The following is a 21,563-nucleotide window of genomic DNA, read 5'->3' on the forward strand; positions in this document are numbered from 1 at the left end:
TTCAAAAATGTATGTATATTATGAACCGTCGCGCCTTTGGCGTGTTTCTTTTTGGCTTTTCAGCCCTCATCGAGGTGGTCCATGGCTTTGCCTGACGTTCTGCAGAGATCTTCTTCCGTATCCGCTGCTGCCCGCGCTCCGTCGCGGGCAGCTTGGTTTTTGACCGCCTTGATGGGCGCAGCCCTTCTTGCCGCGTGCGGCAAAGGCGGGCAGGCACCGGCTGCCCCGGGCGGGGGTATGCCCCCCGCCGAGGTCGGGGTGGTGACCGTGCAGCCCGGCGTGGTGGAGTTGGTGACGGAGCTGCCCGGCCGGCTGGAGGCGTCGCGTGTGGCCCAGGTGCGTGCGCGTGCCACGGGCATTCTGCAGGAGCGGCTGTTCCGCGAGGGCAGCGACGTGAAGGCGGGCCAAGCGCTGTTCCGCATCGACCCGGCCCCTTACGAGGCCACGCTGGCCAGCGCACGCGGACAGCAGGCCAAGGCGGAAGCTGCGCTGGCGCAGGCCAAGGCCACGCTGGAGCGTTACCGCCCCCTGGTGGCGGAGCGGGCCGTGAGCCAGCAGGATTTCGTCAACGCCGAGATGGCGGTGAAACAGGCCGAAGCTGACGTGGCCGTGGCGCGTGCTGCTGTGCAGACGGCAGGCATCAACCGGGCATATGCGGACGTCGCCTCCCCCATCGCGGGACGCATTGGCCGGGCATTGGTCACAGAGGGCGCACTGGTGGGGCAGGGCGATGCCACGCCTTTGGCGGTGGTGCAGCAGGTGGACCCGCTGTACGTGAACTTCACCCAGTCTGCCATTGAGGCCATGAAGCTGGCGCGGGCCGTGGAGGCCGGGCAGTTGCAAAAGCGCGGCAACGGCGCTGCCGTGAAGGTGATGCTGGAAGACGGCAGCGAGCATCCGCAGACGGGCAAGCTGCTGTTTGCCGACCTGACGGTCGACAGCACCAGTGGCCAGGTGACCCTGCGTGCCGAGGTGCCCAACCCCGGCGGAAAGCTCCTGCCCGGACTGTACGTGCGGGTGCGCCTGGTGCAGGCCGAGGCCGCGCAGGCCATCACCCTGCCGCAACAGGCGGTCACCCGTTCGCCCAAGGGCGACAGCGTGATGGTGGTGGATGCCGAAGGCAAGGTGGCGCCGCGCCCCGTGAAACTCGGTGGACAGCAGGGTGGGCACTGGGTGGTGCTGGACGGCCTCAAGGCCGGGGAGCAGGTGATGGTGGACGGCTTCCAGAAGCTGCGTGGCGATGCCCCCGTGAAGGCCGTGCCGTGGCAGGCGCCGGGCCAGGGCAGCTGAGGGGCAAGGCATGGCCAAGTTCTTCATTGACCGCCCCATCTTCGCATGGGTGATCGCGCTGTTCGTGATGGTCCTGGGGGTGGTGTCCATCACCCAGTTGCCGGTGTCGCAGTACCCGCCGGTGGCGCCACCGTCCATCGTCATCAACGCAGCCTACCCAGGCGCCTCGGCGCAGGTGCTGGAGGACAGCGTGCTGTCCGTCATCGAACGCGAGATGAACGGCTCGCCGGGTTTGATCTACATGGAGTCGGTGGCGCAGTCCAACGGCACGGGTTCGCTGACGCTGAGCTTCGAGCCGGGCACCAACGACGACCTGGCCCAGGTGGACGTGCAGAACCGCCTGAGCCGCGCCACGCCGCGTTTGCCTGCGGCCGTGACGCAGCAGGGCGTGCGCGTGGACAAGGCACGCAACAACTTCCTGCTGTTCGCACTGCTGTCGTCGGACGACCCGGCCTGGGACCCGGTGGCGCTGGGTGACTATGCGTCGCGAAACGTGCTGCCTGAACTGCAGCGCCTGCCCGGTGTGGGCCAGGCCCAGCTGTTTGGTACTGAGCGCGCCATGCGCGTGTGGATCGACCCGGCCAAGCTGCAAGGCTTCGGCTTGAGCGCCGCGGACGTGACCGCCGCCATCCGTGCGCAGAACGCGCAGGTGTCGGCGGGTGAGATCGGAGCGCTGCCAAACATTGCGGGGCAGGGCATTTCTGCCACGGTGGTGGTGCAAGGGCAGCTGGGTACTGTGGAGGCTTTCGGGCAGTTGCTGCTGCGCGCCAACACCGATGGTTCCACCGTGCGCCTGAAGGACGTGGCCCGCATTGAGCTGGGCGGGCAGACCTACGCCACCAGCGCGCGCCTGAACGGACAGCCCGCCACCGGCATTGGCGTGCAGCTTTCGCCCAGCGGCAACGCCCTGGCCACGGCCACCGCAGTGCGCGCCAAGATGCAGGAGCTGGAGCGCTATTTCCCCAGCGGCGTGAAGTGGACCATTCCCTACGACAGTTCGCGTTTCGTGAAGATTTCTATCCAGCAGGTGGCAGAGACTCTGGGCGAAGCGGTGCTGCTGGTGTTCCTGGTGATGCTGCTGTTCCTGCAGAACTGGCGCTACACGGTGATCCCGACCATCGTGGTGCCAATCGCACTGTTGGGCACGTTCGGAGTGCTGCTGGCGCTGGGTTTCTCCATCAACGTTCTGACCATGTTCGGCATGGTGCTGGTGATCGGCATCGTGGTGGACGACGCCATCGTGGTGGTAGAGAACGTCGAACGCATCATGAGCGAGGAAGGCCTGCCGCCGCGTGAAGCCACGCGCAAGGCGATGGGGCAGATCTCGGGCGCCATCGTCGGCATCACCGTGGTGCTGATCTCGGTGTTCGTGCCGCTGGCTTTCTTCACTGGCGCGGTGGGCAACATCTACCGCCAGTTCGCGGCGGTGATGGGGGTGTCGATCGCGTTCTCGGCGTTCTTCGCGCTGTCGCTGACGCCCGCGCTGTGCGCCTCCTTGCTCAAGCCGGTGGAGGCGGGGCACCACCATGCGAAGACGGGCTTCTTTGGCTGGTTCAACCGTGGATTCACGCGCACGGCGAAGGGCTATGAAAGTTGGCTGGCACGGCTGCTGCCTCGTGCGGCGCGAACCCTGGTGGTCTATTTGGCCGTGGTGGGTGCGGCGGTGGTGGTGTATCAGCGGCTGCCTGCATCCTTCCTGCCCAACGAGGACCAGGGCACGCTGCTGGTGAACGTGCAGTTGCCGCCGGGTGCCACGCAGGAGCGCACCCGCTCGGTGATGGAGCAGGTGGAAGGCTTCATGCTCAACCAGCCTGAAGTGCAGAGCATGGTGGGTGTGCTGGGCTTCAGCTTCTCCGGGCAGGGGCAGAACGCCGCACTGGCGTTCGTCACTCTCAAGGACTGGTCGGAGCGCACCGGCGAGGGCAGCAGTGCCCAGGCGCTGGCGGGCCGGGCGTTTGGTGCCTTGTCTGGCGTGCGCGACGCGTTCATCTTCCCACTGAGCCCGCCACCCATCCCTGAGCTGGGCGCAGCATCGGGCTTCACCTTCCGGTTGCAGGACCGTGGCGGGCTGGGGCACGACGCTCTGCTGGCCGCGCGCAACCAGTTGCTGGGCATGGCATCCAAGAGCCCGGTGCTCACGCAGGTGCGCCCGGATGGTCTGGAGGACGCGCCGCAGCTGCAGCTGGACGTTGACCGGGAACGCGCGGCAGCGCTGGGCGTGAGCTTTGACAGTGTGACCAGTGTGCTGGCCACGGCGCTGGGCTCGGCATACGTGAACGACTTCCCCAACGCCGGGCGCCTGCAGCGCGTGGTGGTACAGGCCGATGCACCTGCGCGCATGCAGCCTGAAGACCTGCTGCGCCTGACGGTGCTGAACAGCCGGGGGCAGGCCGTGCCGATGTCTGCCTTTGCCAGCACGCGCTGGGTGGTGGGGCCGGTGCAGACCGTGCGCTACAACGGCTACCCGGCCATGCGCATCAGCGGCGGCGCCGCGCCCGGCTACAGCACGGGTGACGCCATGGCCGAGATGGAAAAGCTCGCAGCCCAGCTGCCGCAGGGCTTCGGCTTTGAGTGGACGGGCCAGTCGCGCGAGGAAAAACTGGCCGGTGCCAAGGCCTTTGTGGTGTACGGCTTTGCCATCCTCGCGGTGTTCCTGTGCCTGGCCGCGCTGTACGAGAGCTGGACGATTCCGCTGGCGGTGATTCTGGTGGTGCCGCTGGGTGTGGTCGGCGTGCTGCTGGCCACCTGGCTGCGCAACTACGCCAACGACGTGTACTTCCAGGTGGGCCTGATCACGATCATTGGCCTGTCGGCGAAGAACGCCATCCTGATCATCGAATTCGCCAAGGACCTGCAGGCCCAGGGCAAGACGCTTGTGGCCGCAGCGCTGGAGGCCGCGCACCTGCGCTTCCGTCCGATCGTGATGACGTCGCTGGCCTTCACCGCGGGTGTGGTGCCGCTGGCGATTTCGAGCGGTGCGGGTTCTGCCAGCCAGCGTGCCATTGGTACGGGGGTGATTGGCGGCATGCTCACGGGCACGGTTCTGGCCGTGGTGTTTGTGCCGGTGTTTTTTGTGGTGGTGCGCAGCCTGTTCAAGGGCAGTGCACGCCAGCAGGCCGTGCATCGCGCCGATGCCGAGCACCTGGGAGTCCACAGCCATGACGAGTGAACGTATGAAATTGATCCCCACGCGTACCGCGCTTGCTGCCTTGTTGGCTGCTGGTGTGCTGGCCGGTTGCTCGCAGTTCCAGCCTTACCAACGGCCTGACACCCCCATGCCCGCCGCCTGGGCGGGCGGTGAGGCGGGCGCCCAGACGGCGCCGTTGGCCTGGGAGGATTTTGTGGCCGACCCGGCCCTGCGTGCCCTGGTGCAGAAAGCGCTGGACAACAACCGCGACGCGCGCATTGCCGCGTTGCAAGTGGAACAACTGCGCGCGCAGCACCGCATACGTGAAGCCGCGCGCTTGCCCACGGTGGCGGCGGGCGTGACGGGCAGCCGAGTCACCACGGGCGAGGACGAGCCGATCAAGAGCACCTACACCGCTGGTTTGCAGGTGACGGGCTGGGAGATTGACTTCTTCGGCCGCCTCGCCAGCTTGCAGGAGTCCGCACGGGCGCAGTACCTGGCCTCTGAAGAGGCGTTGCGCAGCACGCGCATTGGCCTGGTGGCGGGTGTGGCGTCGGGCTGGCTGAGCCTGCAGAGCAGCGATGCACTGCTGCGGCTGACGCAGCAGACGCTGGCGACCCGCGAGGAATCCTTGCGCCTGACGCGGCTGCGCTTTGAGGCGGGCACGGCGTCGGCGCTGGACCTGCGGCAGGCCGAGTCGCTGGTGGAGTCTGCCCGCGTGACCCTGGCGCAGCAGCAGCGCCAGCGCGCCCAGGACTTGAACGCCTTGACGCTGCTGGTGGGGCAGCCGCTGGACCAGCCCCTGGCCGAAGCGCAGCTGACACCGGCGCGAACGGCTGCCGGTGACGCGGTGGCCGAGGTGCCGGTGGGCCTGCCGTCGCGCGTGCTGCTGGAGCGGCCGGACATCCGTGCGGCGGAGCAGAAGCTGGCCGCAGCCAACGCGCAGATCGGCGCGGCGCGCGCGGCGTTCTTCCCCCGCATTGCGCTCACCGCCAGCGTGGGGTCGGCCAGCAGCGAGCTGTCGGGCCTGTTCAAGAGTGGCAGCTGGGGCTGGACGCTGGCACCCCAGGCCTTGTTGACGATCTTTGATGCCGGGGCCAACCGGGCCAACCTGGCGTCGGCCCAGGCCGAGCGCGAGATCACGCTGGCGCAATACGAGAAAGCCATCCAGACGGCGTTCCGCGAGGTGAATGACGCGCTGGCCGGGCGCGACACGCTGGCGGCGCAGCTGGCGTCGCAACAGGCACTGGTGCGGGCCGAGACGGAGCGCCTGCGGCTGGCGACCTTGCGTGAGCGCCAGGGCGTGGCCAGCCAACTGGAGGTGCTGGACGCACAGCGCAGCCAGTTTGCCGCCGAACAAGCCCTGGTGCAGACGCGTTACGCGCTGCTGCAGGCCCGCGTGGCCCTGTTCAAGGCAACGGGCGGGGCGTGAGGTTGGCGGCGCCGACGGTCTCCTGCCGGCGCACGGGCAGGGGATCGTCGTGCCGCCCCAGCAGGCGCGACCAGAGCCAGGGCAAGGCACTCGCCAGATCGGGGCGTTCACGCAGTTGCAAGGGGGCATGCGCCTGTGAGCCGGGCAGGCTGACCGGGCGGACGGGAGCCGTGCTGGGCAGCGGCCCCACGTCAAAGCGGAAGGTGTAATAGGGCTCCTGCCCCATCCGCAGGTCAGTGACCGTCAGGCGCCCTTGCTGGTTGCCCAGGCTGAAGAAGCCGTGGCTGAACCGGGCCACGCGTTCCACGTGGGTGTTGCTGGCATGCGCCTCGATCAACCCGGCGCCGCGTTCGTGCGCACGCCAGGTGATGGGGGCGTCGCCATCGAGCAGCGAACGGTAGGCCTCGTGGTAGTGGGTGGGGGTGACGGCCACCAGCCGCCACAGCACCGTGTTGAAAGGCGCGGGTGTGACGAGCAGGCCTTGCGCCTGGATGCCCGACGCGGCAAGGGAAGCCTGTGCCAGCCGCTCGACGTGTTGCTGTGCGAGCACGCTCCAGCCCAGGTACAGCGTGCTCAGGGCGAGCCCGGCCATGTTCCAGCGCAGGCCCTTGCCCGCCGCGCGCGACAGCGCCGCCACCACACCCACCACGAGCGGCAAGGTGTAGAGCGGATCGATGATGAAGACACTGCCCACGCCGAACGGGTGGCTGCTGAAGGGTTGCAGCAACTGTGTGCCGTACACCGTCATGGTGTCGAGCAGCGGGTGGGTGACGAGCACCAGCCACAGCGCCAGCCACCAGCGCCGGAACAGGGCAGCTTCACCGTGCAGGCGCGAAACCAGCCAGGCCAGGGCGGGCGCCGCCAGCGTCAGGTAGAACAGCGCGTGGCTTTCGGCCCGGTGGCGCGTCATGTTCAGGATGGCGTCGCCTTGGTCGATGAAGGCGTCAAGGTCTGGCAGGGTACCCGCCACCGCCCCCCAGAGCGCGGACTTCCACACGGCGGTGCGCCGCCCCATGACGGCCACGCCGACAGCCGCGCCCAGCGCAATCTGTGTGAGCGAATCCATCAGGCCTGCACGACGATGGGGAACTCGGCGCGCAGGCCGTCGGTGGACTGGCGGAAGGGGACGGTCAGCGCCTGCCGGTCCTGCTCGTTCAGGCGGCGCCAGAGGAAGTCGCGTTCGTTGCCCGGCTCGCCCGCCACGTAGAGCTGGGTGGTCAGCAGTTCCATGCGGTCGAGCTTGACCTTGACGTGAATGTGCGGGGTGCGCCCCGTGTAGGGAACGGGCTTGAGAGTGCGGAAGCGGTAGCGCCCGTCGCGGCCTACCGTCACTCGGCCAAAGCCCTGGAACGCCGGGTCGGCGCGCCCCCCGTCGCCGGGGTGGTGGTAATGCCCGGCGTGGTCGCATTGCCAGATTTCGACCACCGCGCCGGAAACGGGCACGCCCGCGGTGTCGGTGACGATGCCTTCCACCCAGGCGGCCTTGCCCCGCGCATCGGTCTGGCTGTTGTTGCGCATCAGGTCGAAGTCGGTGTCGGCAGGCAGGGTAACCGGGTAGAACGGACCTTCCGTCTGCGGTGGGGTGGGGCGCAGAACACGCCCCTGTGCCAGCGCGGGCGTGAGCCAGGCGGGCGCGGACAAGCCAGCCACCCAGGCGGTACCCAGGGCAATGCAGCGGCGGCGAGACGTTGGCGTGGAGGACATGGGGGCTCTCCTTGGCTGGTGTTGTGTCGCACGGTCATCCGCGCGCAGGAGGGTTGGATGGCGTGTGACTGGACGAGTTCCTTGTGTTGCACAGATCACATGATTCTGGTGTTTGTCACATCTTTGTCACCGGCAAGCCATAGATTCGTCGCAGATGTGGCAGGGGGGCTTCCGAGAGGGCGGGGGCACCGGCGGGCCGCTTTCCTGGATTTGCACAGATGCGTCTGCTACAGAACGTCCGCATAGGTACTCGCCTGGCCGGTGCTTTTGGCGTGGTGTTGCTGCTGATGGTGCTCATGGCCGCAGTTGGCCTGGGCGGCACGCAGCGTTTTTTCGAAGCCACCCGCGCGGTGTACGAGGACCGTACCGTGCCGCTGGGGCTGCTGGGTGACATGAACTACCTGGTGCAGCGCAACCGGGTGCTGGTGATGGACATGCTGCTGGACCCGGGCAACGCCAACGTGGAAAAGCGCACGGCGGAGTTGCAGCGCAACCTGGAGGCTATCGACACGCTGTGGGGGCGCTACCGCCAGACACGCCTGACAACGGAAGAGACCCTCTTGGCAGACGGTTTCGCCACGCTGAAGGATCAGTACTTGCGCGAGGCCATCCTCCCCGCGGCCGAGGCCATGAAGGGCGGGCGCTTCGATGACACCATGGATCTTTACCTTGGCCGTATCAGCCCCACCGCACCCAAGGTGCAAGAGGCCATCCAGCAACTGGTGCGCCTGCAGGTGAGCGGGGCCGCCGAGGAGTTCGGACGCACCCGGGACATGCACGCCAGCATGGTTGCGGCCCTGTTGGGGGCCGCGGCGCTGGCGCTGGTACTGGGCGCCATGCTGGCGTGGCTGATCACCCGTTCCATCGGGCGACCGTTGCGCGCGGCCGTGGAACTGGCACGCGCCGTGGCGGCCGGCGACCTGACCCGGCGCATGGAGGTACGGGGGCGTGACGAGGCTGCGGCCTTGCTGCAGGCCTTGCAGACCATGAGCGATGGCTTGGCGTCGGTGGTGACGCGCGTGCGCCAGGGCGCAGAGGGCGTGGCTGCGGGATCGGGGCAGATAGCGGCAGGCACGGCGGATTTGTCGCAGCGTACCGAGGCGCAGGCGTCCAGCCTGGAGGAAACGGCTGCCTCGATGGAGGAACTGACCGCCGCCGTGAGGCAGAACGTGGCCACCGCCCGCGAGGCCAGCCGCATGGCCACCCAGGCCAGCGAGGCGGCAAGCAGCGGTGCCGAGGTGGTGGAGCGCGTGGTAAACACGATGCACGACATTGCGGGCAGTTCGCAGAAGATCGCCGACATCATTGGCGTGATCGACGGCATAGCGTTCCAGACCAACATCCTCGCGTTGAACGCTGCGGTGGAGGCGGCGCGGGCGGGCGAGCAGGGGCGCGGCTTTGCCGTGGTGGCTGCCGAGGTGCGGGCCCTGGCCCAGCGCAGCGCCGCCGCCGCCCGGGAAATCAAGGACCTCATCGGTCTGAGCGTCGAACGGGTGGACGCGGGTGCCAGCCTGGTGGCAGAGGCCGGGACCAGCGTGCGGGCCATGGTAGAGCAAGTGCACCGTGTCACCCAGCTCATCAACGAAATCAGCGCCGCCAGCGACGAGCAGGCTGGTGGCATCGCGCAGATTGGCGACGCCGTGGCGCAGCTGGACCGCGTCACCCAGCAGAACGCGGCGCTGGTGGAGGAGAACTCGGCCGCTTCCGAAAGCCTCCGGCAGCAGGCGGACCGGCTGATCGAGGCGGTGGGCGTGTTCCGTCTGTCGCCTGACGGGCTGCGGCTCCGTTAAAGTGCTGCTTGTTGTTCCACCGGCAGGAGAGGCCATGACCCCCACGCTCCCTTCGATGAAAACCTTTGCCACCGTGTTGACCCTGTGCCTTGCCACCCTGGCATTCCAGGCGCAGGCCCAGGGCACGACCTGTCACGCCGCCACGGCCGAAAAGAGGCTTTCCGGCGCGGCCAAGGCGTCTTTCCTGAAGAAGTGCGAGAAGGATGCGAAGGCCGCTTGCGAGGCCACTGCCGCTGACCGGAAACTGTACGGCGCGGCGCGGGCCAGCTTCACGGCCAAGTGCTTCCGTGAGGCGGTGGGCACTGCCAACTGACCGCCTGCTGGCCAGCCGCACCCGCTGGCTGGCTGCCTGTCTGCTCGCCGCCCTGGCCATGTGCTGGGGCGTGCCTGTGTTCGCGTCGGTTCTGCATGGCCGCGTTGTGGGGGTGAGCGATGGCGATTCCATTGCCGTCTTGTCAGGGGGGCGGGTGACCCACAAGATCCGGCTGGCAGGCATAGATGCCCCGGAACGTGGCCAGCCCTGGAGCCGGCGGTCACGCCAGGCTCTGGCCGACCTGGTGGCCGACCGCGATGTGACGGTAGAGACCGGCAAGACCGACCGCTATGGCCGCACGTTGGGCAAGGTGCTTGTCGATGGGCGCGACGCGGGGCTGTTGCTGGTCCGGGCGGGCCTAGCCTGGCATTACAAGGCTTATCAGCACGAACAGACCGAGGAGGACCGCAGGTACTACGCGCAGGCCGAGCACGAGGCCCGCGCCAGCGCCAAGGGGCTGTGGAGCGATCCAAGCCCGGTTCCGCCCTGGGAGTTCCGCAGGGCTCGGCGCTGATCAGATCAAGGCGCCGGCCTCTAAAGCCTGCTCCCGCAACCACTTGAGTGCTGGGTCGTTGTCGCGGTGGCGGTGCCACTGCAGTGTCTGGATCAATGTGGGGATTTCGATGGGCGGCGCCCACAGCCGCAAGGGCAGTGTTTTGGCGGCCTGCAGGGCAATGCGGCGGTGCACGGTGGCGATGCGATTGGTGCCCACCACCATCTGTGGCAGTGCTGCCAGTGTGGGTGCAGACACTTCGACCCGCCGCTTCACGCCAAAGCGTTCCAGAAACCAGGTGTCGAACGCTGGCGCTCGCTGCTTGGCGTTCGAGTAGCTGCCCGCCACGTGGCCGCTTTCCACGTAGTCGTCGAAGGTCAACGCGTCGCGGATGCGGGTGTTGCCCTCCCAGGTGACGCAGAGGTATTCCTCTTCGAACAAGGGGGCGGAAGGGTGCTGGTCCGACACGTATTGCGAGGGGATGATGAGCAGGTCGACCTCGTTCTGCTCCAGCTGCTCCAGCGGCCGTTCATTGAGCATGCGCAGATCCAGGTTGATGCCGGGGGCCTGCGCGTACAGGCGTTCGATCAGCGATGGCACGAACACGGTGCTGCTGAAGTCGGACATCAGCAACACGAACGTGCGCTCAGCTTCGGTGGGGTCAAACACCGGCTGGGTGGCAATGGTGCTGTCGATGCGCATGAGCACTTCGCGCACGGGTTCGATGAGCTCGCGTGCGCGTGACGAGAGGATGAGCTGCCGCCCCTGCGGGATCAGCAGTTCGTCCTGGAAGTAGTCGCGCAGGCGCGCCAGCGCGTTGCTCATGGCGGGCTGGCTCAGGTGCACGCGCTCGCCCGCGCGGCTGATGTTGCGCTCGGCCAGCAGCGCATCCAGCGCGACCAGCAGGTTCAGGTCGAGTTTGTTGAAACGCATGGTCTCCGTCTGCCTTCGGGTATTCCCTTGCGGGTTGTCCCTGATATTTGTTCGATCGATGCCATGAATTCAAAGAATCCATTTCCCGAATGTAAACGCTCTCCCTAGAGTTGCGCCCTATCCGTGAGGGGTGCGTCGCATCCCGGCGGATGCGATCAACACATACAACGGAGACAAGCCATGCCCCTACACAAGCAGGCAGGCGCCAAGCCCGCCCCCATACCCGGCCGACGCCATGCCGTGGCTGCCGCGCTGTTGGCCCTGGTGGCCGCGCAGACCGCGTCTGCGATCGAACTCGACACCGGCAACCCCGACTGGAAACTGCGCTGGGACAACACCGTCAAGTACAGCCTGATGACACGGTTGGAAAAGCCGATGGCGGCGCTGTCGGCCCAGCTGCCGTTGACGGCGAACCAGGACGACGGCAACAACAACTTCGGGCGTGGGCTGGTGTCGAACCGGTTTGACCTGTTCAGCGAACTGGACCTGACCGGCCCCGGCTACGGCGCGCGCCTGAGCGCTGCCGCCTGGTACGACAGCGTCTACAACGGCAAGACGGACAACGGCACCTTCACCTCAAACCACACGCCCCGCAGCGAATTCCCTGCCGAGACGCGCAAGCTCATGGGGCGCAACGCCGAGCTGCTGGACGCCTTTGTGTACGCCAACTTCGACGTGGCGGAAAAGCCCGCCTCGCTGCGCCTGGGCCGCCACACGCTGCTGTGGGGCGAGAGCCTGTTCTTCGGCGCCAACGGTATTGCAGGCGGGCAGGCGCCGCTGGACCTGATCAAGTTGCTGTCCGTGCCCAACTCGACGTTCAAGGAAGTGGCGCGGCCCACGGGCAAGCTGTCGGGACAGGTGCAGCTGTCGTCCGACGTGACCCTGGGTGGCTACCTTGCCTACGAGTGGGAGAAGACGCGCCTGATGCCGGCGGGGGCCTACCTGTCCAGCAGCGATGCGATGGGGCCGGGGGCCGAGCGCATCAACGCAGGCCCGGCGGGCACGTTTGTGCGCGCGCCGGATCTGGACGCGAAGGACAGCGGCCAGGGTGGTTTGCAACTGCGCTTCCGCGTGCCGGAGATCGACACCGACTTCGGCCTCTACGCCATCCGCTACCACGCGATGACGCCGAGCAACATCAACAACACGCTCACTGGGTTCCCGCCCGCCTTGTCTGCCAGCTCCTACCGCTGGCTGTACCACGAAGGCATTCGGGCCTACGGCGCCAGCTTTGCCAAGACCGTGGGCGAGTGGAGCCTAGCCGGTGAGATGTCGGTGCGCAAGAACGCGCCGCTGGCCAGCTCGGGGCAGAGCACGCTGTCGTCGATCGGCGTGAACACCGGTTTGAACAACAACAGCAACCCCGGCTATGCGGTGGGTGAAACCGCGCACGCGCAGTTCTCGTGGCTGGCGTCGCTGGGGCCTTCGTTCATCTCGCAGGAGGCTTCGTTCCTGGGCGAGGTGGCGTGGAACAAGCGGCTGAAGGTGACGAAGAACACGCACATGCTCAACCCCAACGCCGACAAGTCGGCTTGGGCGGTGCGCATGGTCTATGCACCCACCTACCGGCAGGTGATGCCGGGGCTGGACCTCACGCCCTCTATCGGTTTGGGCTATGCGCGCGGCAAGTCGTCTGCCGTGGGGCCGGGCTTTGGCGTGGACAAGGGCGGCGACCTGAGCCTGGGCCTGTCGGCCGTGTACCTGGGCAGCTGGACTTTTGCCGCGAACTACGTGCGGTTCCTGGGCAAGGCTGCTCCCACGCTGGATTCGGCCAACAACGCCCAGTACCAGCAAGCGCTCAAGGACCGCGACTACCTGACCCTCTCCGTCCGCACCACTTTCTGATTTCAGGAGACAAGCATGATTCAACTTCGACACATGGCCGTGGCGTGTGCACTGGCGTTGGCTGGCGCGGGCGCCGCTTTGGCCCAGGTTTCAGCACAAGAGGCGCAACGGCTCAAGGGTGACCTGACGCCGTTGGGCGCGGAGCGCGCAGGCAACAAGGACGGCACCATTCCCGCTTGGACGGGCGGCTACACCACGCCCATCCCGGGCTTCAAGAACGGTGGCCGCCGGGGCGACCCGTTCGCCAACGAAAAGCCGCTGTACAGCATCACGGCGGCCAACATGGCGCAGTACGCCGACAAGCTGACCGATGGCACACAGGCGCTGTTGAAGAAGTACCCGCAGAGCTTCCGGGTGGACGTGTACAAGACCCATCGCACGGCGGCTGCACCGCAATGGGTTTATGACAACACCTTGAAGAACGCCACCAGCGCCAAGCTGGATGGTGAAGTGGTCAAGGGCGCGTTCGGCGGTATTCCTTTCCCCATTCCCAAGACGGGGCAGGAAGTGATGGCCAACCACGAACTGCACTGGCGAGGCGAGGCGTGGCAGACCGACTTCCGCGGCTACCTGGGCACCGCCACGGGCCAGAGGGTGCTGTCTGTGCAGGGCGTAGGGGACTTCCAGATGCCCTATTACGCCGAAGGCCAGGCCGACAAGTTCAATGGCGAGTACTGGCTGATCCGTCTGGTCAACAGCGGCCCGCCGGTGCGTGCGGGTGAAGCCATCACCGGGCGCAACAACCTGGACCAGGACAAGACCGGCGCGTGGGTGTACCTGACCGGCCAGCGCCGCGTGCGCAAGCTGCCCAACGCCTGCTGCGACACGCCAACGCCCGCCACCAGCGGCGTGGCCAGCTTTGACGAAGTGGACGTGTTTGCCAGCCGCACCGACCGCTTCGACTGGAAGATCGTGGGTAAGAAGGAAATGCTGATTCCCTACAACAGCAACCGGCTGCACACGCCCACCAAGGACAGCGACGTGCTGCTGGCCAACCACCTCAACCCCGACCATGTGCGCTGGGAGTTGCACCGCGTGTGGGTCATCGAGGCAACGCTGAAAAGCGGCCAGCGCCACCAGGCGCCCAAGAGCCGCTACTACGTGGACGAAGACACCTGGGTGGCCGTGCTGGGTGACCGCTGGGACGCCAACGGCCAGCTCTGGAAGACCATCTGGTCGCACCCGGTGGTGATGCCCGACCTGCCTGCCACCACTCCGCAGCAGCAGTGGGGTTTCAACGACCTGATCTCGGGCGCCTGGTACGCCAGCGGTGTGGTGAACGAGCGCGAGCAGCACTACAAGATCGTGCCGCGCCGTCCGGACACCTTTTTCACGCCTGACGCCATGGTTGGCCAGGGCGTGCGTTGAACGGGGCGGTCATGACGGTTGTGAAAGCGATCCTTCTGGCGCTGGCTGCCGCAGGCAACGGCGTGCAGACAAGTGCCCTGGCGTCCCCCGTGGGTGACGCCCTGCAGCGCCCGGCGTTGCAGGTGCGCCAGCCCGAGCGCTCGGTGTTGCTGGCCGCCGCGCAGGCGGGCCAGCGCATTGTGGCGGTGGGCGAGCGTGGCATGGTTGCCTTGAGCGAAGACCAGGGCCAGACCTGGCGCCAGGTGCCTTGCCCGGTGAGCGTGACGCTGACCATGGTGCGTTTTGCCGATGCGCGGCACGGCGTGGCTGTGGGGCATGGCGGCACGGTTCTCACCACGGCCGATGGCGGCGCGAGCTGGCAGCTGCGCCTGGACGGCGTGCAGCTGGCCGCCATCGTCCAGCGTGCGGCGAAGGGCGAACAGGCCCAGGCCGACGCGCAGCGCCTGAAGGACGACGGCCCCGATAAACCCTTCCTGGATGTGCTGATGTGGGATGCACAGCGCATTCTGGCGGTGGGGGCTTATGGGCTGGCTTTCCACACTGTTGATGGTGGAAAGACCTGGCAGCCGTGGATGGACCGCCTGCCCAACCCGCGTGCCATGCACTGGTACGTGGCGCGCCGCGCGGGCGACACCGTTTGGCTGGCAGGCGAACAGGGTGTGCTGGCGCGTTCCAGCGATGGCGGCAACAGCTTCCAGGCGGTGGAGTCGCCCTACCGGGGCAGCTGGTTCACCGGGGAGTTGCAGGCCGACGGCGCCGTGTTGCTGGCGGGCTTGCGCGGCAACGTGTGGCGGTCCGCTGATGGCGGCCGCAACTGGGCGCAACTGCCCATGCCAGTGCCCGCGTCGGTGGCGGCCAGTGCGGGTACGGCGCAGGGAAGCTTCTTTCTGGCTGGCCAGGCAGGTGTGGTGTTGCAAGGCAAGGGCGGCACGATGAAGCCGCTCAACACAACGCCATTGCCGCCGCTGGCAGGCGTGTTGCCGCTGAACGATGGCCGTGTGTTGACCGTGGGCCTGGGCGGGGTGGTGACCCTGCCTGCGCCAGCCGCACAGGAAGGGGGCCGCCCATGATGCCGAATGACTCCACCTCAGCTGTGCCGCAAGGCGGGCTGCAAGGGTTCGACCCCCGTTCCGGCTCAATCATCGAGCGGGTGCTGTTCACCCAGCGTTGGCTGGTGGTGCTGTTGTGCGCGCTGGTTACCGTGGTGCTGGGCTGGCAGGCGACCAAGCTGCAACTCAACGCCAGCTTCGAAAAAACCATCCCTGCCACGCACTCCTACATCCAGAACTTTCTGAAGTACCAGCGCGAACTCAGCGGCCTGGGCAACGCGGTGCGCATTGCGGTGGCCCGGCCCGAGGGCAGCGATGGCACGGTTTACGACGCGGCTTACCTGGACACGCTGCGCCGATTCAGCGAAGAGGTGTTTCTGCTGCCCGGCGTGGACCGCGCGCGCATGAAGTCGCTGTGGACCCCCACCACACGCTGGGTGGGCGTGACCGAAGAAGGGCTGGAAGGCGGCCCCGTCATCCCCGATGGCTACGACGGCTCGGCCGCTTCGTTGCAACAGCTTGCGGCCAACGTGGCACGTTCCGGCGAGATCGGCCAGACCGTGGCGCGCGACGCGCGTTCCACCGTGATCTTCGTGCCCCTGCTGATGCAGGACGCAGAGGGAAATGCGCTGGACTACGCCGCCTTTTCCACCCGGCTGGAAGCCTTGCGCGCCAAGTACGAAGCCGAAGGCGTGAGCGTGCACATCACCGGCTTTGCGAAGATCGTGGGCGACCTGATCGACGGTGTGCGCGCGGTGCTGGGCTTCTTCGCGCTGGCCGTGGCCATTGCAACCGCCATGGTGTACTGGTACACGCGCTGCGTGCGTTCCACGCTGCTGGTGGTTTTCGCCTCTCTGGTGGCCGTCGTGTGGCAGCTGGGCCTGCTGCCCACGCTGGGCTTTGCGCTGGACCCCTATTCCATCCTGGTGCCGTTCCTGGTGTTTGCCATCGGCATGAGCCACGGCGCGCAGAAGATGAACGGCATCATGCAGGACGTGGGCCGGGGCATGCACAAGCTGGTGGCGGCGCGTTTCACCTTCCGCCGCTTGTTCCTGGCGGGCCTCACGGCGCTGCTGGCTGATGCGGTGGGCTTTGCCGTGCTGCTGGTCATCGACATCCAGGTGATCCGCGAACTGGCGATTGCTGCGTCCATCGGGGTGGGGGTGTTGATCTTCACCAACCTGATCCTGCTGCCGGTGCTGTTGTCTTACACGGGTGTGAGCGCGCACGCTGCCGAGCGCAGCCTGCGTGCCGAGGCCGCCGACGAGAGCGGCGCAGGCAAGCACCCGGTGTGGGCCTTTCTGGACCGCTTCACACAGCGCCGTTGGGCCGCGCTGGCAGTGGTGTTTGGTACCGTGCTGGGCACCGCTGGTCTGGCGGCAAGCACGCAGCTCAAGATCGGCGACCTGGACCCCGGCGCGCCCGAGCTGCGGGCCGACAGCCGCTACAACCGCGACGTGGCCTACATGAACAAGGCCTACGGCGCGGGCAGCGACGTGTTGGCCGTGATGGTGCGCACGCCTGACGGGCACTGCTCGGCCTACGACACGCTCAACAAGGTGGACGCGCTGGAGTGGCAGCTGCGCCAGCTCGACGGAGTGGAAAGCACCAACACCCTGGCCTTGCTGAACCGCCGCGTGTTGTCGGGCCTGAACGAAGGCAACCCGCGCTGGTACGAGTTCCTGCCCAACCAGGACATGCTCAACACCGTGACCGCTGGCGCGCCGCGCGGCCTGTACAACGACGCCTGCGGGCTGCTCACGGTCTATGTGTTCCTGCGCGACCACAAGGCCGACACGCTGGCGCGCGTTGTCTCGCACGTTGAAGCGTTTGCCCAGGCCAACGACACCGATGAGGTCAAGTTCCTGCTGGCGGCGGGCTCGGCGGGCATTGAAGCGGCCACCAACATCGTGGTGAAGGACGCCTGGCACCTGATGCTGGTGCTGGTTTACGGCGCGGTGGTGGTGTTGTGCTTCGTGACCTTCCGCAGCTGGCGCGCGGTGGTGGTGGCGGTGCTGCCGCTCATGCTCACCTCCATGCTGGCCGAGGCGCTGATGGTGGCCCTGGGCATGGGCGTGAAGGTGGCGACGCTGCCCGTGATTGCGCTGGGCGTGGGCATAGGCGTGGACTACGCGCTCTACATCCTGTCGGTCACGTTGGCGCAGCTGCGCCAGGGCAAGAGCCTGTCCGAGGCCTACTACCGTGCGCTGCTCTTCACCGGCAAGGTGGTCATGCTGACCGGCGTGACGCTGGCCATCGGTGTCATCACCTGGGTGGGCAGCCCCATCAAGTTCCAGGCCGACATGGGCTTGCTGCTGGCCTTCATGTTCCTGTGGAACATGCTCGGCGCCCTGGTGCTGGTGCCTGCGCTCGCGCACTTCCTGCTGCGCCCGGCGGCCGTGCGGCAGCCCACTGAGCCACCCGTTCCTGCAGCGGCCTCAACGCCTGCGGCCCCAGCCGTGGCGCCTTCCGCCGTCTGACTTTTTTTCCCTCAAAACCATTGATCCATGTTCAAGTACTTTCCCACCAATTACGTCTGGAACCTCTCGGTCGATCTGGCCATCGAGATGGGCGCGCGCATCGGCGAGATCGAAGAGATGTGCGCACCCTTGCAAGAGGCCGCCAAGGCGCCCGACGCCGCAGGCACGCAGGCCTTTCGCGAGACCTGGGTGAAGATGGCCGACAAGCTGTGCATGCTCGCCGAAGAAGACAAGGCTAGCGGCCGCGCCCTGTCGGCAGGCGAGAAGATCAGCCGTGCCGCCAGCTACCTCATCACCGCCGAGCGGCTGCAGGCGCACAACGCGCCGGGGCGGCTGGCGCTGTACCGGCGCCATCTCGACCTGTTTGCCGAAGGCCTGAAGCTGTCGCGGGAGAGCTGCGAGCGCGTTGAAATTCCGTACGAGGGCAAGCACCTGTCGGCCTTGTACGTGCCTGCCGAAGGCGTGCAGGGCCGCGCACCGGTGCTGGTGCAGCTCAACGGGCTGGATTCAACCAAGGAGATGAAATACCGCGTTGGCCTGCCCGCGTGGCTGGCCAAGCGCGGCGTGGCTTCGTTGATCGTGGACCAGCCTGGCACGGGCGAGGCGCTGCGCCTGCACGGCATGACGGCCCGCTACGACAGCGAGCACTGGGCCAGCCGCGTGGTGGACTGGCTGGAGCAGCGCGACGACATCGACCCCAAGCGCATTGGCTGCGAAGGTGTGTCGCTGGGCGGCTACTACTGCCCGCGCGCCGTGGCCATGGAGCCGCGTTTTGCCTGCGGCGTTGCCTGGGGCGCCAACCACGACTGGCGCGACGTGCAGAAGCGCCGCCTGGAACGCGAAGGCAGCCTGCCCGTGCCGCACTACTGGGCGCACGTGTGCTGGGTGTGGGGTGCCAAGGACATCGACGACTTCATGCGCATTGCCGAGAACGTGCACCTGGACGGCGTGGTCGAGAAGATCAAGGTGCCCTTCCTGGTCACGCATGGCGAGAAGGATTCGCAGATCCCCCTCAAGTGGGCTCACCGCACCTACGAGCAACTCGTCAACAGCCCCAAGCGCGAACTGAAGGTTTTCACCGACCGCGAGGGTGGCGTGCAGCACTCCAGCTTCGACAACAGCATCAACGCGGGCCAATACATCGCCGACTGGGTGGCCGAAACCCTGGGCGGGCGCACTGCCTGACTCACCCGTACACAGCATTTCAAGGACTCCCCGAATCATGAACATCACCGGAATCGAAACCCTGGTCTTTGGCGTGGAAGACCTGGCTGCCTGCCGCCAGTACCTGCTGGACTATGGCCTGGAACCCGCCGCTGACCAACCCCACCGCCTGGTGGCCCTGGACGGCACGGGCGTAGAGCTATTCGCCGCTACCGACGCCAGTCTGCCCGCCGCCCCCAAGGGCTGCCAGCTGCGCAAGTGCGTGATGGGTGTGGCCGATGCCGCCACGCTGGACGCCATTGAGGCTGAACTGGCGCGCGACCGCGAGGTGTTGCGCCTGCCCGATGGCAGCCTGCAAAGCGTGGATGACGCTGGCTTTGCCATCGGCTTCCAGCTTAGCCGCCGCCAGCCCCTGCACCTGCTGGGTGAGGTGTCGAACGCACCGGGCTCGCCGTTGCAGCGCGTGGCCAACCAGCTGGGCGTGCAGGCCGGGCGCGGGCGCATCCAGCCGCGCAGCCTGTCGCACCTGGTGTACTTCGTGCCCGACGTGGCCAAGGCCGAGGCCTTCTACGTCAACCGCCTGGGCTTTCGCGTGACCGACCGCTTCGACGGCGTGGGCCCCTTCATGCAGCCCGCAGGCTCGCTGGAGCACCACAGCCACTTCCTCATCGGCGCGCCCGCGTTCATGCAAGGGGTGGAGCACTTCACCTTCCATTTCGGCGGGCCCACCGAAGTCATCCAGAACGGCAACCGCTTCATCGAGGTGGGCTACCAGGCCTTCTGGGGGCCGGGGCGCCACGTCTTCGGCTCCAACTGGTTCTGGTACTTCAACAGCCCCTTCGGTTGCCACGTGGAAATGGACGCCGACATGGACCTGCACGACAACACCTGGCGCCCGCGCGTGGCCAAGATCAGTGCCGATGCGTCGCAGGCGTTTTTGCTGCGCCGCCGCGACAAGTGGATGCCGGGCCCCGGTACGCCGGACAACGGCGACTACGCCGCCTGAACGCAGTGGCGCCCAGACCATGAATGCCAAGCTGCCAGTGCAAGCCGTGCCCCTTTGCCTGGCCAATGAACTGGGCGAAGGCGAAGCCAGGGGCTTCCTGCCGGACGAGGACGGTCAGGACCGCCTGTTCGTGGTGCGCCTCGGCGGTGAGTTGCATGCGTGGCGCAACGCCTGCCCGCACGTGGCCGGTGCCCCCATGGCCTGGCGGCGCCACGCCTACCTGAGCCCCGACCGGCAGCACGTGATGTGCCACGCACACGGCGCCCGCTTCGAACCCGGCACCGGCCTGTGCGTGCACGGCCCCTGCCTGGGCCAGACCCTGCAGCGCGTGCCGCTGACGATCGACAGTGACGGGCAGCTCTGGCTGGCCCGTACCGAACAAACACAACCCATTGAGTGAGACAAACGAAAGGAACATGACCATGGCAGCAGTGAACAACGTCCTGGTGGTGGGAGGCGGTTTTTCCGGCATGGCGGCGGCCATTCGCCTGCGGCGCGCAGGCATCGCGGTGGATCTGCTGGAGCTTGACCCCGCCTGGTGCCCGCTGGGTGCGGGCATCACGGTCAACGGTCCCACGCTGCGTGCGCTGGAAACGCTGGGCGTGTTCGACCGCTTCCAGTCCGAAGGCTGGGTGTCCGCCGGGGTGGACCTCTACACCCAGCAGGGGCACCACATTGCCACCATGCCGACGCCGCCTGTGGTCGGGTCCAGCGTGCCCGGCGGCGGCGGCATCATGCGCCCGGCGCTGGCGCGCATCCTGGCCGACGCCACGCGTGCCGCGGGCGTGAACGTGCTGCTGGGCCAGACCTGGGACGACATCACGCAGGACGATGCGCAGGTACACGTTCGCCTGACCAGCGGTGAGCAGCGCAGCTATGGCCTGGTGGTAGCCGCCGACGGCGTGCACTCACCGCTGCGCGCCCGGTTCATGCCCGAGATCGGGCCCCTGCAATACATCGGCCAGGGGGTGTGGCGCGCCGTGTGCCCGCGCCCGGCAGACCTGGTGCGACCGGCCATGTGGCTGGGTGAACACATCAAGTGCGGCGTCAACCCCTGCTCTGCCACGCAGATGTACCTCTTCATCACCGAAGACCGCCCGACCAAGCAGCATATCGACCCCGCCACCTGGCCGTCAGTGGTGCAGGGGCTGTTGACGCCTTTCCAGTCGCCCGTTCTGCAGGCGCTGATTCCACACATGGCCACGCCCGAGGCAGCCATTGACTACCGACCACTGGCCAACCTTCTCGTGCCCACGCCCTGGAACCGGGGGCGCGTGGTCTTCATTGGCGACACCGTGGCCGCCACCACGCCGCACCTGGCGTCTGGCGCAGGCATTGGCATCGAAAGCGGCATCGTGCTGGGCGAGGAACTGGAGCGCCATAACGATCTGCAGGCCGCGCTCGACGCTTTCCACGCACGGCGCTTCGAGCGCTGCCGCCTGGTGGTGAAGAACTCCGAACGCCTGTGCCGCATCGAGGTGGAAGGCGGTGACAAGGCCGAGCACGCGCAGATCATGCGCGAGTCCATGCTGGCGCTGGCCCAGCCCATCTGACCCGCCCAACACGAGG

General features: G+C 67.2%; 17 protein-coding genes. 14 read left to right on the top strand and 3 right to left on the bottom strand.

The window, feature by feature from the left end; all coding sequences use genetic code 11:
* Window positions 1-171: 171 nt before the first annotated feature.
* The 3 genes from ACYVHH_RS13595 to ACYVHH_RS13605 are packed head-to-tail and all read left to right on the top strand — an operon-like array spanning window position 172 to window position 5,849.
* The gene (locus ACYVHH_RS13595) at window positions 172-1,290 is read left to right on the top strand and encodes an efflux RND transporter periplasmic adaptor subunit (protein ID WP_460565718.1); all 1,119 of its coding nucleotides are present in this window, start codon (window positions 172-174) and stop codon (window positions 1,288-1,290) included.
* Window positions 1,291-1,300: 10 nt separating this feature from the next.
* Entirely contained in the window at window positions 1,301-4,459 is a 3,159-nt protein-coding gene (locus ACYVHH_RS13600; protein ID WP_460565719.1) for an efflux RND transporter permease subunit, read from the top strand.
* Window positions 4,460-4,463: 4 nt separating this feature from the next.
* Window positions 4,464-5,849 carry an efflux transporter outer membrane subunit gene (locus ACYVHH_RS13605; RefSeq protein WP_460565720.1) on the top strand — a complete coding sequence of 462 codons (1,386 nt, stop codon included), beginning with the start codon at window positions 4,464-4,466 and terminating at the stop codon, window positions 5,847-5,849.
* Here ACYVHH_RS13605 and ACYVHH_RS13610 read toward each other — a convergent pair.
* The gene (locus ACYVHH_RS13610; protein ID WP_460565721.1) at window positions 5,827-6,915 is read right to left on the bottom strand and encodes a metal-dependent hydrolase; all 1,089 of its coding nucleotides are present in this window, start codon (window positions 6,913-6,915) and stop codon (window positions 5,827-5,829) included. The genes ACYVHH_RS13605 and ACYVHH_RS13610 overlap by 23 nt on opposite strands.
* Window positions 6,915-7,553, bottom strand: a complete 639-nt coding sequence (locus ACYVHH_RS13615) for a dioxygenase family protein (RefSeq protein ID WP_460565722.1) — start codon at window positions 7,551-7,553, stop codon at window positions 6,915-6,917. Before ACYVHH_RS13615 ends, ACYVHH_RS13610 begins: the two co-directional genes overlap by 1 nt.
* A 218-nt stretch (window positions 7,554-7,771) precedes the next feature.
* Here ACYVHH_RS13615 and ACYVHH_RS13620 point away from each other — a divergent pair, with 218 nt between their 5' ends.
* Genes ACYVHH_RS13620 through ACYVHH_RS13630 form a run of 3 tightly spaced genes read left to right on the top strand, consistent with a single transcriptional unit; the run spans window position 7,772 to window position 10,170 of the window.
* Window positions 7,772-9,343 (top strand): methyl-accepting chemotaxis protein, encoded by a 1,572-nt coding sequence (locus ACYVHH_RS13620; RefSeq protein WP_460565723.1) that lies wholly within the window; start codon window positions 7,772-7,774, stop codon window positions 9,341-9,343.
* A gap of 34 nt (window positions 9,344-9,377) precedes the next feature.
* The gene (locus tag ACYVHH_RS13625) at window positions 9,378-9,656 is read left to right on the top strand and encodes a hypothetical protein (protein ID WP_460565724.1); all 279 of its coding nucleotides are present in this window, start codon (window positions 9,378-9,380) and stop codon (window positions 9,654-9,656) included.
* Window positions 9,631-10,170 (top strand): thermonuclease family protein, encoded by a 540-nt coding sequence (locus ACYVHH_RS13630; RefSeq protein WP_460565725.1) that lies wholly within the window; start codon window positions 9,631-9,633, stop codon window positions 10,168-10,170. Before ACYVHH_RS13625 ends, ACYVHH_RS13630 begins: the two co-directional genes overlap by 26 nt.
* Here the strand turns inward: ACYVHH_RS13630 and ACYVHH_RS13635 are convergent, their stop codons facing one another.
* Window positions 10,171-11,082: a LysR family transcriptional regulator gene (locus tag ACYVHH_RS13635; protein WP_460565726.1), complete on the bottom strand. Its 912-nt coding sequence runs from the start codon at window positions 11,080-11,082 to the stop codon at window positions 10,171-10,173.
* A 180-nt stretch (window positions 11,083-11,262) separates the two neighbouring features.
* On the opposite strand from ACYVHH_RS13635, the gene ACYVHH_RS13640 reads away from it, so the two are divergent.
* The 8 genes from ACYVHH_RS13640 to ACYVHH_RS13675 are packed head-to-tail and all read left to right on the top strand — an operon-like array spanning window position 11,263 to window position 21,547.
* Window positions 11,263-12,927, top strand: coding sequence for a DUF1302 domain-containing protein (locus ACYVHH_RS13640; protein ID WP_460565727.1), 1,665 nt, complete (start codon window positions 11,263-11,265; stop codon window positions 12,925-12,927).
* A 15-nt stretch (window positions 12,928-12,942) separates the two neighbouring features.
* Window positions 12,943-14,295 (top strand): DUF1329 domain-containing protein, encoded by a 1,353-nt coding sequence (locus tag ACYVHH_RS13645; protein ID WP_460565728.1) that lies wholly within the window; start codon window positions 12,943-12,945, stop codon window positions 14,293-14,295.
* Between the two features lie 11 nt (window positions 14,296-14,306).
* Window positions 14,307-15,365, top strand: coding sequence for a WD40/YVTN/BNR-like repeat-containing protein (locus tag ACYVHH_RS13650; RefSeq protein WP_460565729.1), 1,059 nt, complete (start codon window positions 14,307-14,309; stop codon window positions 15,363-15,365).
* Window positions 15,362-17,824: an efflux RND transporter permease subunit gene (locus ACYVHH_RS13655; protein ID WP_460565730.1), complete on the top strand. Its 2,463-nt coding sequence runs from the start codon at window positions 15,362-15,364 to the stop codon at window positions 17,822-17,824. Before ACYVHH_RS13650 ends, ACYVHH_RS13655 begins: the two co-directional genes overlap by 4 nt.
* Before the next feature lie 27 nt (window positions 17,825-17,851).
* Window positions 17,852-19,009 carry an alpha/beta hydrolase family protein gene (locus ACYVHH_RS13660; protein WP_460565731.1) on the top strand — a complete coding sequence of 386 codons (1,158 nt, stop codon included), beginning with the start codon at window positions 17,852-17,854 and terminating at the stop codon, window positions 19,007-19,009.
* 37 nt (window positions 19,010-19,046) lie between these two features.
* Window positions 19,047-19,994 carry a VOC family protein gene (locus ACYVHH_RS13665; RefSeq protein WP_460565732.1) on the top strand — a complete coding sequence of 316 codons (948 nt, stop codon included), beginning with the start codon at window positions 19,047-19,049 and terminating at the stop codon, window positions 19,992-19,994.
* Window positions 19,995-20,013: 19 nt separating this feature from the next.
* Window positions 20,014-20,394, top strand: a complete 381-nt coding sequence (locus ACYVHH_RS13670) for a Rieske (2Fe-2S) protein (RefSeq protein ID WP_460565733.1) — start codon at window positions 20,014-20,016, stop codon at window positions 20,392-20,394.
* A 16-nt stretch (window positions 20,395-20,410) separates the two neighbouring features.
* The gene (locus ACYVHH_RS13675; protein ID WP_460565734.1) at window positions 20,411-21,547 is read left to right on the top strand and encodes an FAD-dependent oxidoreductase; all 1,137 of its coding nucleotides are present in this window, start codon (window positions 20,411-20,413) and stop codon (window positions 21,545-21,547) included.
* The last annotated feature ends 16 nt before the right edge of the window (window positions 21,548-21,563 follow it).

The sequence above is a fragment of the Hydrogenophaga aquatica genome, assembly GCF_054780915.1.

Excerpts from the sequence above, each read along its gene's own strand:
- ACYVHH_RS13595 (WP_460565718.1), top strand. The coding sequence starts at position 172 with ATGGGCGCAGCCCTTCTTGCCGCGTGCGGCAAAGGCGGGCAGGCACCG.
- ACYVHH_RS13600 (WP_460565719.1), top strand. The coding sequence starts at position 1,301 with ATGGCCAAGTTCTTCATTGACCGCCCCATCTTCGCATGGGTGATCGCG.
- ACYVHH_RS13605 (WP_460565720.1), top strand. The coding sequence starts at position 4,464 with ATGAAATTGATCCCCACGCGTACCGCGCTTGCTGCCTTGTTGGCTGCT.
- ACYVHH_RS13610 (WP_460565721.1), bottom strand. The coding sequence starts at position 6,915 with ATGGATTCGCTCACACAGATTGCGCTGGGCGCGGCTGTCGGCGTGGCC.
- ACYVHH_RS13615 (WP_460565722.1), bottom strand. The coding sequence starts at position 7,553 with ATGTCCTCCACGCCAACGTCTCGCCGCCGCTGCATTGCCCTGGGTACC.
- ACYVHH_RS13620 (WP_460565723.1), top strand. The coding sequence starts at position 7,772 with ATGCGTCTGCTACAGAACGTCCGCATAGGTACTCGCCTGGCCGGTGCT.
- ACYVHH_RS13625 (WP_460565724.1), top strand. The coding sequence starts at position 9,378 with ATGACCCCCACGCTCCCTTCGATGAAAACCTTTGCCACCGTGTTGACC.
- ACYVHH_RS13635 (WP_460565726.1), bottom strand. The coding sequence starts at position 11,082 with ATGCGTTTCAACAAACTCGACCTGAACCTGCTGGTCGCGCTGGATGCG.
- ACYVHH_RS13640 (WP_460565727.1), top strand. The coding sequence starts at position 11,263 with ATGCCCCTACACAAGCAGGCAGGCGCCAAGCCCGCCCCCATACCCGGC.
- ACYVHH_RS13645 (WP_460565728.1), top strand. The coding sequence starts at position 12,943 with ATGATTCAACTTCGACACATGGCCGTGGCGTGTGCACTGGCGTTGGCT.
- ACYVHH_RS13650 (WP_460565729.1), top strand. The coding sequence starts at position 14,307 with ATGACGGTTGTGAAAGCGATCCTTCTGGCGCTGGCTGCCGCAGGCAAC.
- ACYVHH_RS13655 (WP_460565730.1), top strand. The coding sequence starts at position 15,362 with ATGATGCCGAATGACTCCACCTCAGCTGTGCCGCAAGGCGGGCTGCAA.
- ACYVHH_RS13660 (WP_460565731.1), top strand. The coding sequence starts at position 17,852 with ATGTTCAAGTACTTTCCCACCAATTACGTCTGGAACCTCTCGGTCGAT.
- ACYVHH_RS13665 (WP_460565732.1), top strand. The coding sequence starts at position 19,047 with ATGAACATCACCGGAATCGAAACCCTGGTCTTTGGCGTGGAAGACCTG.
- ACYVHH_RS13670 (WP_460565733.1), top strand. The coding sequence starts at position 20,014 with ATGAATGCCAAGCTGCCAGTGCAAGCCGTGCCCCTTTGCCTGGCCAAT.
- ACYVHH_RS13675 (WP_460565734.1), top strand. The coding sequence starts at position 20,411 with ATGACCATGGCAGCAGTGAACAACGTCCTGGTGGTGGGAGGCGGTTTT.